The 19768-nt window shown below is 38.9% G+C and carries 19 protein-coding genes, 2 rRNA genes and 1 other annotated feature (1 of these 22 cut by a window edge); all 21 genes read right to left on the minus strand.

Going from position 1 to position 19768, the window contains the following annotated elements; translation table 11 throughout:
- Nucleotides 1-66: 66 nt before the first annotated feature.
- Nucleotides 67-600, minus strand: coding sequence for a transcription termination/antitermination protein NusG (gene nusG, locus AB1280_RS17530; RefSeq protein ID WP_272190978.1), 534 nt, complete (start codon nt 598-600; stop codon nt 67-69).
- A 126-nt stretch (nt 601-726) separates the two neighbouring features.
- Nucleotides 727-906, minus strand: coding sequence for a preprotein translocase subunit SecE (secE, locus tag AB1280_RS17535; RefSeq protein WP_020062280.1), 180 nt, complete (start codon nt 904-906; stop codon nt 727-729).
- A 32-nt stretch (nt 907-938) separates the two neighbouring features.
- Complete coding sequence (gene rpmG, locus AB1280_RS17540; RefSeq protein WP_081625682.1) at nt 939-1085, minus strand: 50S ribosomal protein L33; 147 nt, start codon at nt 1083-1085, stop codon at nt 939-941.
- 338 nt (nt 1086-1423) lie between these two features.
- Complete coding sequence (locus AB1280_RS17545) at nt 1424-2104, minus strand: RNA polymerase factor sigma-70 (RefSeq protein WP_429756564.1); 681 nt, start codon at nt 2102-2104, stop codon at nt 1424-1426.
- Between the two features lie 67 nt (nt 2105-2171).
- The gene (locus tag AB1280_RS17550; protein WP_272190977.1) at nt 2172-2684 is read right to left on the minus strand and encodes an NYN domain-containing protein; all 513 of its coding nucleotides are present in this window, start codon (nt 2682-2684) and stop codon (nt 2172-2174) included.
- Between the two features lie 2 nt (nt 2685-2686).
- Nucleotides 2687-3430: a 23S rRNA (guanosine(2251)-2'-O)-methyltransferase RlmB gene (rlmB, locus tag AB1280_RS17555; RefSeq protein WP_272190976.1), complete on the minus strand. Its 744-nt coding sequence runs from the start codon at nt 3428-3430 to the stop codon at nt 2687-2689.
- A gap of 2 nt (nt 3431-3432) precedes the next feature.
- Nucleotides 3433-3834: a Mini-ribonuclease 3 gene (locus AB1280_RS17560; RefSeq protein ID WP_272190975.1), complete on the minus strand. Its 402-nt coding sequence runs from the start codon at nt 3832-3834 to the stop codon at nt 3433-3435.
- Nucleotides 3835-3836: 2 nt separating this feature from the next.
- Nucleotides 3837-5234: a cysteine--tRNA ligase gene (gene cysS, locus AB1280_RS17565; protein ID WP_272190973.1), complete on the minus strand. Its 1398-nt coding sequence runs from the start codon at nt 5232-5234 to the stop codon at nt 3837-3839.
- Entirely contained in the window at nt 5215-5880 is a 666-nt protein-coding gene (cysE, locus tag AB1280_RS17570; RefSeq protein WP_272190971.1) for a serine O-acetyltransferase, read from the minus strand. The genes cysS and cysE overlap by 20 nt, the downstream gene beginning before the upstream one ends.
- Nucleotides 5881-5957: 77 nt before the next feature.
- Nucleotides 5958-6196, minus strand: a binding site (T-box leader).
- Nucleotides 6197-6244: 48 nt separating this feature from the next.
- Nucleotides 6245-7702, minus strand: coding sequence for a glutamate--tRNA ligase (gene gltX, locus AB1280_RS17575; protein ID WP_272190970.1), 1458 nt, complete (start codon nt 7700-7702; stop codon nt 6245-6247).
- An 89-nt stretch (nt 7703-7791) separates the two neighbouring features.
- Nucleotides 7792-8268, minus strand: a complete 477-nt coding sequence (ispF, locus tag AB1280_RS17580; RefSeq protein WP_272190969.1) for a 2-C-methyl-D-erythritol 2,4-cyclodiphosphate synthase — start codon at nt 8266-8268, stop codon at nt 7792-7794.
- Between the two features lie 163 nt (nt 8269-8431).
- A complete protein-coding gene (gene ispD / locus AB1280_RS17585) occupies nt 8432-9112 on the minus strand; it encodes a 2-C-methyl-D-erythritol 4-phosphate cytidylyltransferase (protein ID WP_272190968.1) in 681 nt (226 codons plus the stop codon).
- Between the two features lie 16 nt (nt 9113-9128).
- Nucleotides 9129-10229: a PIN/TRAM domain-containing protein gene (locus AB1280_RS17590; RefSeq protein ID WP_272190967.1), complete on the minus strand. Its 1101-nt coding sequence runs from the start codon at nt 10227-10229 to the stop codon at nt 9129-9131.
- Nucleotides 10230-10389: 160 nt separating this feature from the next.
- Entirely contained in the window at nt 10390-11463 is a 1074-nt protein-coding gene (disA, locus tag AB1280_RS17595) for a DNA integrity scanning diadenylate cyclase DisA (protein WP_272190966.1), read from the minus strand.
- A 3-nt stretch (nt 11464-11466) separates the two neighbouring features.
- Entirely contained in the window at nt 11467-12843 is a 1377-nt protein-coding gene (gene radA, locus AB1280_RS17600) for a DNA repair protein RadA (protein WP_272190965.1), read from the minus strand.
- A 94-nt stretch (nt 12844-12937) separates the two neighbouring features.
- A complete protein-coding gene (clpC, locus tag AB1280_RS17605; RefSeq protein WP_272190964.1) occupies nt 12938-15373 on the minus strand; it encodes an ATP-dependent protease ATP-binding subunit ClpC in 2436 nt (811 codons plus the stop codon).
- A 13-nt stretch (nt 15374-15386) separates the two neighbouring features.
- Nucleotides 15387-16460 (minus strand): protein arginine kinase, encoded by a 1074-nt coding sequence (locus AB1280_RS17610; protein WP_272190963.1) that lies wholly within the window; start codon nt 16458-16460, stop codon nt 15387-15389.
- 4 nt (nt 16461-16464) lie between these two features.
- Nucleotides 16465-17013 carry a UvrB/UvrC motif-containing protein gene (locus AB1280_RS17615; RefSeq protein ID WP_272190962.1) on the minus strand — a complete coding sequence of 183 codons (549 nt, stop codon included), beginning with the start codon at nt 17011-17013 and terminating at the stop codon, nt 16465-16467.
- Between the two features lie 96 nt (nt 17014-17109).
- The gene (locus AB1280_RS17620) at nt 17110-17571 is read right to left on the minus strand and encodes a CtsR family transcriptional regulator (RefSeq protein WP_272190960.1); all 462 of its coding nucleotides are present in this window, start codon (nt 17569-17571) and stop codon (nt 17110-17112) included.
- A gap of 265 nt (nt 17572-17836) precedes the next feature.
- Nucleotides 17837-17952 (minus strand): 5S ribosomal RNA (gene rrf / locus AB1280_RS17625).
- A gap of 50 nt (nt 17953-18002) precedes the next feature.
- Nucleotides 18003-19768, minus strand: a 23S ribosomal RNA gene (locus AB1280_RS17630); it runs 1157 nt beyond the window's last position.

Genomic DNA, 19768 nt, shown 5'->3' on the forward strand with positions numbered 1-19768 from the left:
TCGTTACCGAAGACGTATTGACCTTAAAGATATTATCACTTTTTACAATTCATTTCAAGTTTGATTTTATAATTTTTCAATTTGGTGGAAGTCTAGCTCAACTGAAGTTTCGCGACCAAACATATCAACAAGTACTGTAACCCTTTGCTTTTCTAGGTCAATTTCATTAATAGCACCTGTATAGTTTGCAAATGGACCTTCATTCACACGTACTGTTTCATGAAGTTCGAAATCAAAGTCAACCACTTCATTTTCCATTCCCATGTGTTTTAAGATCACAACAACTTCTTCTTCTAACAACGGAGATGGTTTTGAACCCGATCCAGAAGAACCAACAAACCCCGTTACCCCCGGTGTATTACGAACAACATACCAAGAATCATCCGTCATGATGATTTCTACCAACACGTAGCCAGGAAATACTTTCCTCTTAGTTACTTTCTCTTTTCCGTTTTTCATTTCTACTTCTGTTTCCTCTGGAACAATAACACGGAAAATCTTATCTTGCATACCCATTGATTCTACACGTTTCTCTAGGTTCGTTTTTACTTTATTTTCATATCCAGAATAAGTATGGACAACATACCAACGTTTTTCCATTAATTTAGGACGACCGTCCTTCCCTCCCTGACGTACATTTTTTCGTGCAAATGAAAAAACCCGTTCACCGGGCTTTTACACAGTTCGTATAAATAACATTAACATTATATCATGTATAAGTGCTTCTTATTCAAGAATTAAACGAATTAAAGAAGAAATCCCCATATCCACCACTGCAAAGAAAACTGCACAGAACACAACGGTTGCAATTACAGTAAGTGTCGAACGGAATAATTCATCTTTTTTCGGCCAACTTACTTTTTTCATTTCACGGCTTACATCGCCAAAAAAGTTCGTCAAACGCATTTCCGGGACCTCCAGTGCATAATTACGATTATTTATTTTGTTTCTTTATGAATCATATGCGCATTGCATGTTTTACAAAATTTCTTTATTTCAAGACGCTCTACTGAGCTTGTATCTTTCATTGTGGAATAGTTTCGATTATTACACTTTTCACATGCGAGTACAACTTTTTTTCTCATCTGTTACACCAGCCTTGTAACATTATTTCCTTAAAAATGTATCATACAATAAAAGACAATGTCAATGACACTTCCCACCTACTCTAAAAAGAAAAGGAGAGGAAAAACCTCTCTTTTATATATTAATCAATTATTTTAATATACCTTTAAGCAGTGTCTATATAAATCCACTTTTTATTTCCCAACATACTAAGCCACTACTTTATAAAATAAAATTGCCCCGCTCGTTTTTGCCCTTTATTTTAATTCGTGTATGTGTGGCAAATGGATCTGACCACTTCTATGTATAGTCAAATACCTTCACCCATCTAAAAAGTATTCATCTTTTCAATTGGCATTTATATCTTTCTCTTAACAGAGGATGAATTAACACTTGCCGTTTCTCTCATTTCCATGTAACGTTCTAGTTTTCTTTTTACTCGTTGCAGAGCATTATCGATGGACTTCACATGACGATTCAATTGCTCTGAAATCTCCTGATACGACCTTCCGTCTAAGTACAAAGACAGTACTTTTCTTTCTAAATCGCTTAATAATTCAGATATTTTCAACTCTATATCAACATACTCTTCTTGGCTAATAATCATCTCTTCAGGATCCGTCATCTTCGCCTCAGATATAACATCTAACAGAGTGCGATCAGATTCTTCATCATAAATTGGTTTGTCTAAAGATACGTACGAATTTAAAGGAATATGTTTCTGTCTTGTCGCAGTTTTAATAGCGGTGATAATTTGACGTGTAATACATAATTCCGCAAAAGCTTTAAAGGAAGATAGCTTGTCCTCTTTATAATCACGAATTGCCTTAAATAATCCAATCATACCTTCTTGAATAATATCTTCACGATCAGCACCAACTAAAAAATAAGATCTTGATTTAGCGCGAACAAAGTTTTTGTACTTATGAATCAAATACTCTAGCGCATCTACATTCCCTTTCCTTACTAATTCAACTATCTCTTCATCCTCTAAACCACTAAATATAACATTGTTGTCGCTTACGAAGTCTACTTCCAATCTGATCCCTCCGACCGCTAGTTATTTAGCAATATTATACAGTAAGCGCAAGGAGAGCGTCAATGTTTCAACGCCCTCCTCGTCTTAATTTTTCTAATTTTTCTGCAACTTCCCCACTAAATATCGTTCGCATAGCCGGTTGCGCTTCTTTTGTTCTCTTCGTTTCATGACGTACAGTTCGCTCCATCGCCTGAACTTCTATCTCTAACTCACGCGCTGATTTACGCAGAGCTCCTTGTCCAAAAATGGCCCACTGCTCTGTGTAATCAGACGTCGCAACATAAATACGCGTATTAATATTTCGCAGTTCAATTGCGAGCTGCTCAATTTTCTCATCGGCTGTTTGGTTCTTTCTTGTAAAAATTACGTCAACACGCGCTTGCTTCATCTTCTTTTCGATTCCATAAACAGAATATGCATCAAACACAATTATAATTTGCGTGCCTGTATATCCTTGATAATCTGCCATTTTATCAATAAGTAAATCGCGTGAAGCCTGCAAGTCTACATCCCTTAGCTTTCTCAAATCTGCCCAAGCCCCAATAATATTGTAGCCATCAACGATTAAAATATCATTCATCCTTACTTACCGATTGGATGACGTTTCCGATACACTTCATACATTAACAAACTAGCAGCAACTGAGGCATTTAAGGATGTAACTTTACCAGCCATCGGCAAATGAATGAGGAAGTCGCATTTTTCACCAATAAGGCGACTCATACCTTTCCCTTCACTACCAATAACTAAGCCAATCGGCATCTTTCCATCTAAATTACGATAGTCATCTTTTCCTTTTGCATCTGTACCTGCAATCCAAAGTCCACGCTCTTTCAATTCATCAATTGTTCTCGATAAATTTGTCACACGAGCAACCGGAACATACTCAATTGCTCCCGTCGAAGCCTTTGCAACTGCCGCTGTTAAACCAACTGCTCTGCGCTTTGGAATAATAATCCCGTGAGCTCCTACCGCATCTGCCGTACGCATAATAGAACCTAAGTTGTGTGGATCTTCAATCTCATCAAGAATTAAAAAGAAAGGATCTTCATTCCGCTTCGCTGCTACTGCAAATAAATCCTCTAAGTCTGCATATTCATATGCTGCCACTTGTGCAATTACACCTTGATGATTCCCCTCTACAAGTTGATCTAATTTTTTCTTCGGTGAATTCTGTACTAAAATTTTGTTTTCTTTCGCTAATGCAATTACAATTTGCACTTGTCCTTTCGCAGCACCTTCTGCAATCCAAATCTTATTAATATCACGACCTGATCTCAGCGCTTCAATTACAGGATTACGACCAATAATATATTCACTATTCACGCTTACGCGCCCCCTTCCTTATTCTCTAATACACGAATCGCTTCATATACAATCTCTTCTATTCTCGGTTGATGATTTAATAAATAAAGATATCCAATCAACGCTTCAAAAGCAGTACTATGTCGATACGTTTGTACATCTGTATTTTTCGGAACAGAACCTGACTTTGCATTACGCCCTCTTCTTAATACAGCTTCCTCTTCCTCAGTAAGAAATGATGTCTCTAGTAAATGATAAACCACTTTTGCTTGCGCTTTTGCAGAAACAAAGCTTGTCCCCAAACGATGTAGTTGATTTGGACGAACTGTCCCTTTTTGAAGTAGGTGATAGCGGATATATTGTTCATATACCGCATCACCCATATACGCTAACGCTAAGCTATTTAATTGCTTTGCATCAATCATGTTTAGCCTCTTTTCCATCTTGTACCTTGTGGTGTATCTTCCAAAATAATGTTACGCTCTTTTAACTCATCGCGAATTTGATCAGATAATGCAAAATCACGATTTTTTCGAGCCTCAATACGTTTTTGGATTAATGCTTCAATTTCCTCATCAAGCAATTCTTCTTTCATTAATTCTAATCCTAAAATTCCAAATAACATTTCAAATTGCTTCATGTATGCTTCAATTACCACTTTTGATGTATGCTCTTCTAATAAATATTGATTTGCATGATTTGCTAAGTTGTATAGCTCTGTTACTGCGTTTGCTGTATTAAAGTCATCATCCATTGCCTCTTCAAATGCATTCTGGAATTTCTCCATCTCAGCTAACCACTTCTCATTGTGATCCGTTAAATCTGTACTACTTTCTATACGATGCTTTAAGTTACCATAAGCCGTTTTAATACGATCTAATCCATTACTTGTATGCTGCAATAATTCCTCACTAAAATTAATCGGGTGGCGATAATGCACAGATAACATAAAGAAACGAATTAATTGCGGATCGTACTGCTTAATAATATCGTGAACAAGAACAAAGTTACCTAACGATTTAGACATTTTTTCATTATTAATATTAATATATCCATTGTGCATCCAGTAGCGTGCAAATGTTTTTCCCGTCAGTGCTTCTGACTGCGCAATTTCATTTTCATGATGCGGGAATGTTAAATCTTGCCCACCAGCATGAATATCGATCGTATCACCTAAATACTTACGTGCCATTGCTGAGCATTCAATATGCCACCCTGGACGACCTTTCCCCCAAGGGCTATCCCAGAAGATTTCTCCTTCTTTCGCTGCTTTCCATAACGCAAAGTCAAGTGGATCTTGTTTCTTTTCTCCAACTTCAATGCGCGCGCCATGACGCAGGTCTGCAATTGGTTGATGTGATAATTTACCGTATCCTTCAAATTCTTTCGTTCTGTAGTACACATCACCTTCAGATTCATATGCATAACCTTTATTCACAAGTTCCTGAATAAACTCAATAATAATATCCATATTTTCTGTTACACGAGGATGAACTGTCGCATGTTTGCAACCTAGTGCAGTTACATCTTCAAAGTACGCTTCAACAAAGCGATCTGCAATTGTTGGAACATCTTCTCCTAGCTCATTCGCCGCTTTAATTAATTTATCATCTACATCAGTAAAGTTAGAAACATATTGTACATCGTATCCTTTATGTTCTAAATAACGACGTACTGTGTCGAATACCATAGGTGGTCTCGCATTCCCAATATGAATGTAATTGTATACAGTTGGTCCGCATACATACATTTTCACTTTATTTTCTTCTAAAGGAATAAACGCTTCTTTCTGACGTGTTAACGTATTATAAATGTGAATAGTCATTTTTATCCGTCCTTTCTGTTTTCAATACTAGTTGTTTTTTCAATTGCTCAAGCTCTTCTTCCATCGCTTTCAACTTATCAAAAATCGGATCCGGAAGATCACAATGATTTAATTCTTGCCCTACTTTTACACCATTTTGAATTACGACACGACCAGGAATTCCTACAACTGTGGAATGCGCAGGCACTTCTTTCAGCACAACTGAACCAGCACCAATTTTGGAATTCTCTCCAACTGTAATCGATCCAAGCACTTTCGCACCTGTTGCAATTAACACATTATCTTTAATTGTTGGATGACGTTTCCCTTTTTCTTTTCCTGTGCCACCTAACGTAACGCCTTGATATATTGTCACATTATCTCCAATTTCACACGTTTCTCCAATTACAACCCCCATACCATGATCGATAAAAAATTTACGACCAATCGTTGCCCCTGGGTGAATTTCAATACCTGTAAAAAAACGACTCATTTGCGAGATCGTACGTGCAAAAAAGAAGAATTTTCGTTTATAAAAGGCGTGCGCAATACGATGTGCCCAAATTGCGTGCAATCCAGAGTAAGTTAAAATTACTTCGATATGACTTCTCGCTGCTGGATCCTGTTCAAAGACGACTTCAATATCCTCCCGAAGCCTCTTAAACATCGGTGTTCCCCCTTTTTTGTTTAAAGTGATACTTCCCCCATACCTTTCATGTATAGAAAAAGGCGCCTCTGTCTATAGACAGAGACGCCTTACAAGCGCGGTTCCACTCTGTTTAGGCCTAAAAAGACCTCAAACTCAAACATGATAACGGTTTATACCGCTTCTGCTTACTTTCACGTTTCTCGAAGTACGCTCGTTGTTCAGCAGAAGACTCAAAGGGGCACTTCAAAAATCCGCTTTTAAACCACTTCCAGCCAAATGATGGTTTTCTCTGTGAAAAGCATGATTTTCTACTTCTCCTTCTCGTCGCTTTTGTTTATTTCATTTTGGAGTATTTTCATTATATTTCTAAATCCATAAAATGTTAACTAATTACTTTACGAACACGATTTAAAACTTTTTCTTTTCCAAGAAGTGCAATTGCATTTGGAAGTTCTGGTCCGTGCGTTTGGCCAGTTGTTGCAACACGAATTGGCATGAATAAACCTTTTCCTTTTTGACCAGTTTGTTTTTGAACCGCTTTAATCGCTGCTTTAACTGCTGCAGGTTCTACTTCTTCTAATGCTTCTAATTCTGCTGCAAACACGCGAAGAACTTCTGGTACTTGTTCACCTTTCAGTACCTCTTGTCCTTCTTCTTCATAATCTACATGATCTTTAAAGAACATATCAGATAGTTCAACAATTTCAGCACCGAAACTCATTTGATCATGATATAGAGCAATTACATCGCGAATCCAAGCTGATTCTTTTTCACTTGGGTTTTCACTTACACGGCCGGCTTTCACTAAATGCGGTAAGCTCAATTCGACAACGCGATCTAAGTCTTGCTTCTTCATATATTGGTTATTCATCCATTTTAATTTTTGCGAATCGAATAACGCTGGTGATTTCGATAAACGAGCTGCATCGAACATTTCAATAAACTCATCTTTAGAGAAAATTTCCTCTTCCCCTACTGGTGACCAACCTAATAATGCGATAAAGTTAAAAATTGCTTCTGGAAGATATCCTAGCGCTTCATATTGTTCAATAAATTGAATAATTGATTCGTCACGTTTACTTAACTTTTTACGGCTCTCATTTACGATTAACGTCATATGACCAAATTGCGGTACATCCCAACCAAATGCCTCATAAATCATCATTTGTTTTGGTGTATTCGAAATATGGTCATCACCACGAAGAACGTGTGAGATCTCCATAAAATGATCGTCTGCCGCTACCGCAAAGTTATAAGTTGGAATACCATCTTTCTTCACGATAACAAAGTCACCGAAGTCATTTGAGTTAAAGGATACTTCACCTTTTACAATATCATTAAAAACATATTCACGGTTTTCAGGTACACGGAAACGAATGCTCGGAATGCGTCCTTCTTCCTCGAATTGTTTTACTTGTTCTTCTGTTAGTTCACGGTGATTACCTGCATAACGAGGCGTTTCACCACGAGCGATTTGCCCTTCACGTTCCGCTTCTAATTCTTCTTCTGTCATATAACATTTATAAGCTAAACCACGCTCAAGTAAATCTTCATATAAATTTTTATAAATATCTAAACGCTCCATTTGACGGTACGGACCGTATTCACCACCAACATCGATGCTTTCATCCCAGTCCATGCCAAGCCATTTTAAGTACGTTAATTGGCTTTCTTCGCCGCCAGCAATATTACGCTTTATGTCTGTATCTTCAATACGGATAATAAATTTTCCGTTTTGACTACGAGCGAATAAATAGTTAAATAATGCCGTACGTGCATTTCCGATATGTAAGTGTCCTGTTGGACTTGGCGCATAGCGCACTCTCACTTGCTTTTCCATAATTGGTACACCTTCCATTCTTAATGTCAACAGATTCCTTAATTGTACACCAAAAAATTATGATTATCCATCTTACGAATTAAAAACAACTATTTTTTCTGTAACAATACAATAGCCTGTGAAGCAATGCCTTCTTCTCGTCCTGTAAAACCTAATTTTTCTGTCGTCGTTGCTTTTACATTAACATTCTCGATGTCTGTTTGTAGCAGCTCACTAATTCTCACACGCATACTTTCAATATGCGGTGCCATTTTTGGCTTTTGAGCAATAATTGTACAATCTAAGTTTCCAAGTACATATCCTTTCTCTGCAACAAACTCCCATACTTTTTTCAAAAGCACAGCTGAATCTGCATCCTTAAATGCAGGATCTGTATCTGGAAAGTGCTTACCGATATCTCCCGCAGCGATTGCTCCTAAACAAGCATCTGCAATTGTATGTAAAAGGACATCAGCATCCGAGTGTCCAAGTAAACCCTTCTCATATGGAATTGTAATCCCACCAATAATTAATGGTCTTCCTTCTGCAAATGCATGCACATCAAAACCTTGTCCAATTCGAAACATTTTCAATTCCCCCTCAAACTACACTAATAAATTTTATCCCGCTCTAACGGGCAGCTTCACATTATATTACTCGAGCGGCCCTTTACATGCCCGCTCGCCGAATTTTCCACTCTATAATAGAAAAGCTCGGTAGCTACCGAGCTTTTCTATTATAACATCGCTACTATATTTGCAAAACTCGCAAGAAGCTTTCAGCAATCACTAAATCTTCAGGTGTTGTCACCTTAATATTGTAATAACTTCCTTCTACAACGCCTACCTCTTTAGAAAGACGTTCTATCAAGCTGGCATCATCAGTCCCAAGAAAATCCGCTTGTTTTGCACTCTCGTGAGCCTCTAACAAAATAGGAACATGAAACCCTTGCGGTGTTTGAACCGCTCGCAGTTGGGAACGTTCTACTGTTTCAACAACAGCATCATGCATCACTTTTTTAATTGTATCTTTCACAGGTACCGCACAAATAGAGGCACCTTTTTCTTTCGCCATTTGCAATACATCTTCAATCATCTTTTTCGTTACAAACGGACGTGCCCCGTCATGGACAAGTACATACTCTCCTTCTCTTGCATACATCAGAGCATTATATACACTATCCTGGCGCTCATTCCCGCCTTGAACAAATTGGATATCTTTTTGAATATAATAATTTTGAAGAAGTTCTTCAAAATAAGAACGTTCGCTCTCATTAATCGCTAAAATAATCTGTCTACATTGGTCATCTTTTTCAAAAGCCCGTAATGTATGAATAATAATGGGAACATCATCAAGTTGCAAAAACAACTTATTTTTCCCCGCACCCATACGCTTACCTTGTCCTGCAGCTGGAATAATTAATGTATACATCGTTCTAACCCTCTACTTATAACGCTTTCTCTAACAATTTGCGTTTGGCAAAGATCATACGGCCTGCAGATGTTTGCAATACACTTGTAACAAGTACATCAATTTGCGAACCAACATGCTCTCTACCGTCTTCAACGACGATCATTGTACCATCATCTAAATAAGCAACACCTTGATTTTGCTCTTTCCCATCTTTTACGACATATACCCTTAACTCTTCACCTGGAAGTACAACGGGCTTTATGGCATTTGCTAAATCATTGATGTTTAAAACTGTCACACCTTGCAGTTCAGAAACTTTATTTAAGTTAAAGTCATTCGTAACAACAGTTCCACCAGTTAATTTTGCTAGTTTCACAAGCTTACTATCGACTTCCTGAATGTCTTCGAAATCACCTTCATAAATTTCTACTGGGATAGGCAACTCTTTTTGAATACGGTTTAAAATATCCAAGCCTCTTCGTCCGCGATTACGCTTTAACGCATCCGAAGAATCAGCAATATGTTGTAATTCTTCTAACACAAATTGTGGAATGACAATTGTTCCTTCCAAAAATTTCGTTTGGCAAATGTCCGCAATACGCCCATCAATAATAACACTGGTATCTAGTATTTTCCAATCGGAAGTTGACGCTTCTACTTCCTCATTTTCATTGCTTGTATTTTTTTTCTTTCCTCCGCGCTGCGGTAATGTAAACAGCCCTAACAATTCATTTCTCTTTTTAAACCCTACTTGGAATCCTAAGTAACCAAGTAATAGTGTGAAAAAGATTTGCAATACTGTACTAATGACTTGAATGGTAATTTCGCGAATCGGAATCAAGATCAAATACGCAACAATTAGTCCTGAAATTAATCCTAATGTTCCAAATAAAACATCTGTAACAGGTGCTTTTACAAGCGATTCCTCAATATGTTTAATAAGCTGAACAATATAATCTACAAGCCAAAATGTTGTTAAAAATAAAATGATTGCACCAATAATTGCACGAATATAAGAACCTTCAAGCCAAGGTACTGCACCTACACCCAACATATCAATCACTTTTGGAATAAGAAAAATCCCTAATGCTCCCCCAATAACTAAAAAGAAAAGCTGTACGATTCGTTTTAACATTCAACCACCTCCTACTCATTATTAACCATTACTTCGCCACTCAAAACCTCGAGTGCAAAAGTGGACGTGTTTTTTCATGATTTGTTTTATTTACCAATATATCATATCATATATAAAAAATCTTTGAGTGTCGTCATATTATGAAATCAATGTAATATTCTTAATTGTGTCTGCTCATATATAAGTGTTCTTGAATCCGTTTTAAACCCTCTCGTATCTTTTTCGCCCGCACTTCTCCAATTCCTTCCACATCATCCAAATCTGCAATTGTTGCGCGGCAAATTCCTTGTAAATTCTTAAAACGATTAATTAGATTTTCAATAATAAGAGGTGGAACTCTAGAAATTTTACTTGCAATTCGATACCCTCGTGGTGTAATGCTTTCTTCTAGTTTCATTTGTCCAGAATATCCAAGTAGTTTCACTAAATCACTGTCTTCTAGAAGTTGGGCATTTGCAAGATCTTGTAATTTTTTTAAAATTTGATAATGATCCTGTGTTTTTTCATGATAATAGTCTTTAATTAATAGTGCAGCTTCTGCTTCTACGTCAACAATCAATTCTGTTAACTGCAAACGAATAAGTCTTCCTTCTGTTCCTAACTCATGAATGTAACTAAAGATTTCATTTTTAATACGCAGCATCATCTCAACGCTATGCAATACATGCACAACTTCAGACATCGTAACGGCTTCTTCAAATTCCAAGATACCAAGATTTGTTATCCCTTCATTCCATACAGCCTTATATTTTTCTAATGTTTGAATTGCTTGATTTGCTTTTGTTAAAATAACCCCAATATCTTTTAATGTGTAACGTAAGTTCCCTCGGTATAGAGTAATTACGTTTCGTCTTTGTGAAATAGCAACAACAAGACTATTTGTTTGCTTCGCCACTCGCTCTGCTGTTCGGTGACGCATACCTGTTTCAATGGATTCGATAGTTGGATCCGGAACTAACTGTCCATTCGCAATTAAGATTTTACTCCCCGTTTCATTTAAAATCAGAGCTCCATCCATTTTTGCTAGTTCGTATAGACTAGCAGGTGAAAAGGCACAATTAATATGAAATCCTCCATCAACAATACTTTTAATTTGTTCGTTGTATCCGAGTACAATAAGCCCACCCGTTTGTGCGCGAAGCACATTATCAATTCCTTCTCTTAGCGGTGTCCCTGGTGCAACAAGCTGCAAAATATTAATAATACTTTTAGAACGTTGCTTGTTTTCTTCCATATCTTATCCTCCTAGTGCAAATCGAAGAGCCTCTCCTATATTTGATACGCCAACTACTTCAATCCCATCTGGAATCGTCCATCCACCCAAATTTTTCCTTGGGATAATTACACGTTGAAACCCTAATTTCGCCGCCTCTTGTACACGTTGTTCAATACGAGAGACACGGCGAACTTCTCCAGTTAAGCCCACTTCACCAATAACCGCATCTCCTGGGGAAGTCGTTTTATCACGAAAACTTGATGCGATACTTATCGCAACTGCCAAGTCTACTGCAGGTTCATCTAACTTAATTCCTCCAGCAACTTTTAAATAAGCATCTTGGTTTTGGAGCAATAACCCTGCTCTTTTTTCTAGCACTGCCATAATAAGAGAGACACGATTATGATCAATTCCCGTTGCCATTCTTCTTGGATTCCCGAAACTTGTAGGTGAAATCAATGCTTGTATTTCTACTAAAACGGGCCTTGTCCCTTCCATAGAGGCAACAACCGTTGAACCCGCAACACCCACAGGCCTTTCTTCTAGAAAGATTTCAGAAGGATTTAACACTTCTGAAAGACCAAGTTCCTTCATTTCAAAAATCCCCATCTCATTGGTTGAACCGAAGCGATTTTTTACTGCCCGCAAAATTCGATATGTATGATGACGATCCCCTTCAAAATAAAGAACAGCATCCACCATATGTTCTAACATACGAGGGCCGGCAATAGCTCCTTCTTTCGTTACATGCCCTACAATAAAAATAGGAATTCCTTTTGTTTTCGCAAGTTTCATCAATTCTGCTGTACATTCACGTACTTGTGCGACACTTCCCGGTGCTGAAGTTACTTCCGGTAAATGAATCGTTTGAATAGAATCAATTACAACAAATGATGGATTCATTTCATCTATATATAATGCAATTCGTTGTAAATCTGTTTCTGATACAACAAATAAATTATCTCCATTTACATGAAGACGATCTGCCCGAAGTTTAATTTGCTTTGCGGATTCTTCCCCTGATATATATAAGACATCATAGGAAAGGTCTGCTAGTTGTGATGATATTTGCAACAGCAATGTAGATTTCCCAATACCAGGATCCCCTCCTATAAGTACGAGAGAACCATCTACAATTCCTCCTCCAAGAACCCGGTTAAATTCTTGAAAATTCGTTTCAATACGCGCTTCTGTTTTCGTTTCCACTTCTTTCAAACGACGAGGCTTCGTTACTTCAGTTTGAATTGCATTTGCATAATTAAGTCGACGTGATGATACAACCGGTTCCATCTCCTCGACTAAGGTATTCCATTGTCCACATCCTGGACACCTTCCCATGTACTTCGGTGACTGATAACCACATTCTTGACATGTAAATTTTGTTTTCTTTTTAGCCATCGTTTTTTACACTTCACTTTCATGTGTAACAAAAATATTTCTTTCTTGTACAAGAAAGAGGGCTATTGTTTAGCCCCCTTTTGTTTGTCTATGTTTATTTTACCTTTTCTGCACTGCGAATGACAAATGTTTCCCCTTCTGTATCAAAAACAACTTTTTGACCTTTCTCAACAACTCCCTTAAGAAGTTCTTCCGATAATCGATCTTCAACATGTTTTTGAATCGCACGACGTAGTGGACGGGCACCATACTCTGGATCAAATCCTTTATCAGCAATCGCTTCAATCGCAGCATCTGTTAACTCTAAATCAATCTCTTGTTCTTTTAAACGTTTAACTAACTGTTCTACCATAAGAGTCACAATTTCTTTAATATGTTTCTTCTCTAATGTATGGAACACAATAATTTCATCAATACGGTTTAAGAACTCAGGACGAAATGCTTTTTTCAACTCATCCATTACTTTACCCTTCATATCTGCATAATCACGACTTTCATCTTGCACATTAAATCCAAGATGTTTATTTCGTTTTAATGCATCTGCACCGACGTTGGAAGTCATAATCACAATTGTATTACGGAAATCGACTGTACGGCCTTTTGAATCAGTTAAACGACCATCTTCTAGTACTTGCAGTAAAATATTGAATACATCTGGATGCGCCTTTTCTACCTCGTCAAGTAAAACAACAGAGTATGGTTTTCTGCGAACCTTTTCTGTTAATTGGCCACCTTCTTCATATCCAACATAGCCTGGAGGAGATCCAACTAAACGAGAAGTAGAATGTTTCTCCATGTACTCCGACATGTCAATACGAATCATTGCATCCTCATCACCAAACATAGATTCCGCTAATGCCCGTGCAAGTTCTGTTTTACCAACTCCAGTTGGTCCTAAGAAAATAAAGGAACCGATTGGACGTTTTGGATCTTTTAAACCTGCTCTTGCACGGCGCACTGCTTTTGCAACCGCAACTACAGCTTCATCCTGTCCGATTAAACGATCATGTAAAATATTTTCTAAGTTCAATAGTTTGTCTGTTTCTGTTTGAGCTAGCTTTGAAACTGGAATTCGCGTCCATGTTGAAACAACATTTGCAATATCTTCTACTGTCACTTCTGAGTTCTCTTTACCTTGCTGCTCTTTCCATTGACGCTTCGTATCCTCTAATTTCTCACGTAGACGTTGTTCCATATCACGTAAAGAAGCTGCTTTCTCAAATTCTTGACTTTGCACCGCTGCATCTTTTTCTTTTCTTACCTCTTCTAGTTTCAATTCAAGCTCTTTTAAATTTGGTGGTGTTGTATAAGAACGTAATCGAACCTTTGAAGCTGCTTCATCAATTAGATCAATTGCTTTATCGGGTAGGAAACGATCTGTAATGTAACGATCAGATAATTTTACAGCTGCATCAATCGACTCATCTGAAATAGAAACGCGATGATGCGCTTCATAACGATCACGTAATCCCTTTAAAATTTGAATTGATTCTTCTAAACTTGGTTCATCCACATGGATTGGTTGAAAACGTCGTTCTAATGCCGCATCTTTCTCAATATATTTACGATACTCATCTAGCGTTGTTGCTCCAATACATTGCAGTTCCCCGCGTGCTAATGATGGTTTTAGAATATTGGATGCATCAATTGCTCCTTCTGCACCGCCCGCACCTATTAATGTATGAAGCTCATCAATGAATAAAATAATATTACCAGCTTGACGAATTTCATCCATAACTTTCTTTAAGCGGTCTTCAAACTCACCGCGATATTTCGTACCGGCAACTACAGTCCCCATATCTAATGTCATAACACGCTTATCACGCAAAGTTTCTGGAACTTCATTGTTTACAATTTGTTGTGCTAATCCTTCAGCAATCGCTGTTTTACCAACACCAGGTTCTCCGATTAATACAGGATTATTTTTTGTTCTTCTACTTAATACTTCAATTACACGTTGAATCTCTTTGCTGCGGCCAATCACTGGATCTAAACGTCCTTCACGAGCTACAGCTGTTAAATCGCGAGCTAAACTATCAAGTGTCGGTGTACTTGCATTAGCAGAACCACCACCTTGATGGCCAGATGCTGTCTCATTACTACCAAGAAGCTGAAGTACTTGTTGACGTGCTTTATTTAAACTTACACCTAAATTATTTAAAACACGGGCTGCAACCCCTTCTCCTTCGCGAATAAGACCAAGTAAAATATGCTCCGTTCCCACGTAAGAATGACCTAGTTTACGCGCTTCATCCATAGACAACTCTATCACTTTTTTTGCACGTGGCGTATAGTGAACTGTTTGAGACATCTCCGTACCACGCCCAATTAGCGCCTCTACTTCCTTTTGAACTTTCTCCGGGCTTAATCCAAGTGCGACTAATGCTTTCGCAGCAATTCCTTCTCCTTCTCGTACAAGACCGAGTAAAATATGCTCCGTACCAATATTATTATGACCAATGCGAATTGCTTCTTCTTGGGATAACGCTAATACTTTTTGTGCTCGTTCTGTAAATCTTCCAAACATCATATAAATCACACTCCTACTTCGCTCGATTTTGTTCAATTTGTAATCTTTCACGAATAAGTGCTGCTCTGCGGTAATCTCTTTCATCAGGTTGCAGTGGACCACCAGCATATTGCTGCAAAATTCCCGGCTGTGTAAGTATCATTAACTCTGTTAAAATATTTCTGGATATATTTTCGATATATCCAATATCAATGCCAAGTCGCACATCCGATAAACATGTTGCAGCCTCAGCTGATTCAATTAAGCGACTATTTGCCAATACACCATACGAACGATATACCTTATCCTCAAGCTCTACGCTTGAGTTTTTCATGATTGATTCTCTCGCTGCTCGCTCTTGTTGAATAAGTTGCTGAACAACACTTTTTAAATCTTCTACAATATCTTCTTCAGGTTTTCCTAGTGTCATTTGATTCGAAAGTTGAAATATATTTCCTAACGCTTCACTACCTTCACCATATATTCCTCTTACCACTAAACCAAGTTGATTAATCGCTTGAACGATACGGTTCATTTGTCCTGTTAAAACAAGAGCGGGCAAATGTATCATCACTGAAGCTCGTAAACCCGTTCCTATATTTGTAGGACAACTCGTTAAATAACCAACTTGTTCATCAAATGCGTACTCAACCTGACTTTCTATCCAATCATCAATGCGATTTGCACTATGCAGCGCTTCTGATAACTGTAATCCTGGAAATAAACATTGAATGCGAATATGATCTTCTTCATTAATCATAATGCTTACTTGTTCATTCTCAGATAATAAACAAGCACCATATTCTGTTCCCACTAAATCCGGGCTTACAAGGTGCTTTTCTACTAATACTCTACGCTGCAACGGCTGAATGCTATTCATTTGTAAAAGTTCAAATATCCCAAAAGGTTCAACTATTTGATTAGTAAACCTTTCTTGAAACACTTTAATCATTTGCTCCGCTTCTTCATTTATTAACATAGTCGGGAATTGGTAATCTCGTATATTCCGAGCTAATCGAACACGACTGCTTAAAACAATATCAGAATCAGGACCATCTTCCCTCATCCACGGACTAATTGCTTCGTTCATAATTCGATCAAGTGACATAGAACTATTCCCCCTCTCTATGCTCACGAAGCTGGTTTTCTAAGCTGCGAATTTTATCACGTAATTCTGCAGCCTGTTCAAACTCTTCTTGGTGTATACATTCATGCAATTTTAGTTTTAAATCATCTAATTCTTTTTTTAGATGAATATTTCCTCCTATACGGTTAGGAATTTTCCCATTGTGACTTGTATACCCACCATGAAGCCGCTTTAACATTGGTTGCAATTGTTCTTTAAATGTTTCATAACAAGAAGCGCAGCCAAATCTACCGATCTTTGCAAATTGCGAATACGTCATATTACATTTCGAACATTGCAACGGCTCTGTATCTGAAAAGCCCTTTGTTTTTTTCTTAAGTGTAGGTTCTTCAACATGCAGTAAACCTGCTAATAAATTATGAAATGAAAAACTAGACTTATTTGATTGAAAGAAAGACGTATATCCATTTTCTTGTGCACACCGCTCGCAAAGATGAATCTCCGTCTTTTCTCCATTCATTACTTTTGTAAAATGTAGCGTTGCTGATTGTGAATTACAGTTTTGACAAATCAACGTATTTCCCCACCTTTACAATAGGAACGAATTATGAATTTATAACCTTATTCGTTCAACTAACCTTTAGGAGATAGATTATTCCTAAAAGAAATTTTACTTATATTTCAGTGTTCTAAGCATCGCTCGAAGTATACGTGCTCGCAGTTCATCTCGAAGCGGTAAGTCTGTTAGTAATACAGATCGATCTAACACACTAAACATAAGCTTTGCTTCCCTGCTTGTAACAATGCCTTCTTCAGCTAAACGCCTTATTATACTCTCAGCGCTTGACTGAGCAATACTATACTGAATCATTTGTAACATTTGATCAATAATGTCTATATCATCATGCAATTTGACTTTTATAATGCGAATGTAACCTCCGCCACCTCGTTTACTTTCCACTACAAATCCTCTTTCTAACGTAAAACGAGTATTAATAACGTAGTTAATTTGAGATGGCACGCAATCAAACTTATCAGCAATTTCGTTTCTTTTAATTTCAATTGCATTATTATTACTTAAGTCAATAACTTGCTTTAGATATTGTTCAATAATATCAGATATATTTCTCATTTATCCTCCACCTTTATTGACTTTGACTATCTTTGACTTTAATTATATACGTATTAAAAAATTTTGCAACTCTTTTGCTTCCTTCTCTATCCTATCCATATTTTCTCACGTTTAATCAGCCGTTCTTTATTTTATGAATAAGGAATATAAAGTTTCCTAATTATAAAATGAACTTCCATCCCAGAAGATTTTCAATTCATTTTTTACAGAATATTTACAGAATAAACAACAAAAAAAGACGAGTCTACTGACTCGTCTTTCATTTGCCTGGCAACGTCCTACTCTCACAGGGACAAAGTCCCAACTACCATCGGCGCTAGAGAGCTTAACTTCCGTGTTCGGTATGGGAACGGGTGTGACCTCTCTGCCATCATTACCAGACTTATGAAGGTATATTCCTTCAAAACTAGATAACATTTGCTTCATATTATATGGTTAAGTCCTCGATCTATTAGTATTCGTCAGCTCCACGTGTCACCACGCTTCCACCTCGAACCTATCAACCTGATCATCTTTCAGGGATCTTACTAGCTTAACGCTATGGGAAATCTCATCTTGAGGGGGGCTTCATGCTTAGATGCTTTCAGCACTTATCCCTTCCGCACATAGCTACCCAGCTATGCCCTTGGCAGAACAACTGGTACACCAGCGGTGCGTCCATCCCGGTCCTCTCGTACTAAGGACAGCTCCTCTCAAATTTCCTACGCCCACGACGGATAGGGACCGAACTGTCTCACGACGTTCTGAACCCAGCTCGCGTACCGCTTTAATGGGCGAACAGCCCAACCCTTGGGACCGACTACAGCCCCAGGATGCGATGAGCCGACATCGAGGTGCCAAACCTCCCCGTCGATGTGGACTCTTGGGGGAGATAAGCCTGTTATCCCCGGGGTAGCTTTTATCCGTTGAGCGATGGCCCTTCCATGCGGAACCACCGGATCACTAAGCCCGACTTTCGTCCCTGCTCGACTTGTAGGTCTCGCAGTCAAGCTCCCTTATGCCTTTGCACTCTACGAATGATTTCCAACCATTCTGAGGGAACCTTTGGGCGCCTCCGTTACTTTTTAGGAGGCGACCGCCCCAGTCAAACTGCCCACCTGACACTGTCTCCCGGGTCGATAAGACCCGTAGGTTAGAATTTCAATACAGCCAGGGCGGTATCCCACCAGCGCCTCCACCGAAGCTAGCGCTCCGGCTTCAAAGGCTCCCGCCTATCCTGTACAAGCTGTACCAAAATTCAATATCAGGCTACAGTAAAGCTCCACGGGGTCTTTCCGTCCTGTCGCGGGTAACCTGCATCTTCACAGGTACTATAATTTCACCGAGTCTCTGGTTGAGACAGTGCCCAAATCGTTACACCTTTCGTGCGGGTCGGAACTTACCCGACAAGGAATTTCGCTACCTTAGGACCGTTATAGTTACGGCCGCCGTTTACTGGGGCTTCAGTTCAGAGCTTCGCTTGCGCTAACCCCTCTCCTTAACCTTCCAGCACCGGGCAGGTGTCAGCCCCTATACTTCGCCTTACGGCTTCGCAGAGACCTGTGTTTTTGCTAAACAGTCGCTTGGGCCTATTCACTGCGGCTTTCCGTTAAGAAAGCACCCCTTCTCCCGAAGTTACGGGGTCATTTTGCCGAGTTCCTTAACCAGAGTTCTCTCGCACACCTTAGGATTCTCTCCTCGCCTACCTGTGTCGGTTTGCGGTACAGGCACCTTTTATCTCGCTAGAAGCTTTTCTTGGCAGCGGGGAATCAAAGACTTCGCTCCATAAGGAGCTTCCCCATCACAGCTCAGCCTTCGCGGTAAGCGGATTTGCCTACTTACCAGCCTAACTGCTTGGACGTGCTCAACCAATCGCACGCTTCTTCTATCCTTCTGCGTCCCTCCATTGCTCAAACGATAAAGAGGTGGTACAGGAATATCAACCTGTTGTCCATCGCCTACGCCTGTCGGCCTCGGCTTAGGTCCTGACTAACCCTGAGCGGACGAGCCTTCCTCAGGAAACCTTAGGCATTCGGTGGACGGGATTCTCACCCGTCTTTCGCTACTCATACCGGCATTCTCACTTCTAAGCGCTCCACCAGTCCTTACGATCTGACTTCACAGCACTTAGAACGCTCCCCTACCACTGATACCATAGGTATCAATCCGCAGCTTCGGTGGTGTATTTAGCCCCGGTACATTTTCGGCGCAGAGTCAC

It is taken from the genome of Bacillus sp. S10(2024) (assembly GCF_050473865.1).
In the GTDB taxonomy this organism is placed as follows: Bacteria; Bacillota; Bacilli; order Bacillales; family Bacillaceae_G; genus Bacillus_A.

Coding starts and splice junctions, on each gene's coding strand:
- nusG (WP_272190978.1), bottom strand. CDS start 600: ATGGAAAAACGTTGGTATGTTGTCCATACTTATTCTGGATATGAAAAT.
- secE (WP_020062280.1), bottom strand. CDS start 906: ATGCGTTTGACGAACTTTTTTGGCGATGTAAGCCGTGAAATGAAAAAA.
- rpmG (WP_081625682.1), bottom strand. CDS start 1,085: ATGAGAAAAAAAGTTGTACTCGCATGTGAAAAGTGTAATAATCGAAAC.
- AB1280_RS17550 (WP_272190977.1), bottom strand. CDS start 2,684: ATGAATGATATTTTAATCGTTGATGGCTACAATATTATTGGGGCTTGG.
- AB1280_RS17560 (WP_272190975.1), bottom strand. CDS start 3,834: ATGATTGATGCAAAGCAATTAAATAGCTTAGCGTTAGCGTATATGGGT.
- cysS (WP_272190973.1), bottom strand. CDS start 5,234: ATGACTATTCACATTTATAATACGTTAACACGTCAGAAAGAAGCGTTT.
- cysE (WP_272190971.1), bottom strand. CDS start 5,880: ATGTTTAAGAGGCTTCGGGAGGATATTGAAGTCGTCTTTGAACAGGAT.
- gltX (WP_272190970.1), bottom strand. CDS start 7,702: ATGGAAAAGCAAGTGAGAGTGCGCTATGCGCCAAGTCCAACAGGACAC.
- ispF (WP_272190969.1), bottom strand. CDS start 8,268: ATGTTTCGAATTGGACAAGGTTTTGATGTGCATGCATTTGCAGAAGGA.
- ispD (WP_272190968.1), bottom strand. CDS start 9,112: ATGTATACATTAATTATTCCAGCTGCAGGACAAGGTAAGCGTATGGGT.
- AB1280_RS17590 (WP_272190967.1), bottom strand. CDS start 10,229: ATGTTAAAACGAATCGTACAGCTTTTCTTTTTAGTTATTGGGGGAGCA.
- disA (WP_272190966.1), bottom strand. CDS start 11,463: ATGGAAGAAAACAAGCAACGTTCTAAAAGTATTATTAATATTTTGCAG.
- radA (WP_272190965.1), bottom strand. CDS start 12,843: ATGGCTAAAAAGAAAACAAAATTTACATGTCAAGAATGTGGTTATCAG.
- clpC (WP_272190964.1), bottom strand. CDS start 15,373: ATGATGTTTGGAAGATTTACAGAACGAGCACAAAAAGTATTAGCGTTA.
- AB1280_RS17610 (WP_272190963.1), bottom strand. CDS start 16,460: ATGTCACTTGATCGAATTATGAACGAAGCAATTAGTCCGTGGATGAGG.
- AB1280_RS17620 (WP_272190960.1), bottom strand. CDS start 17,571: ATGAGAAATATATCTGATATTATTGAACAATATCTAAAGCAAGTTATT.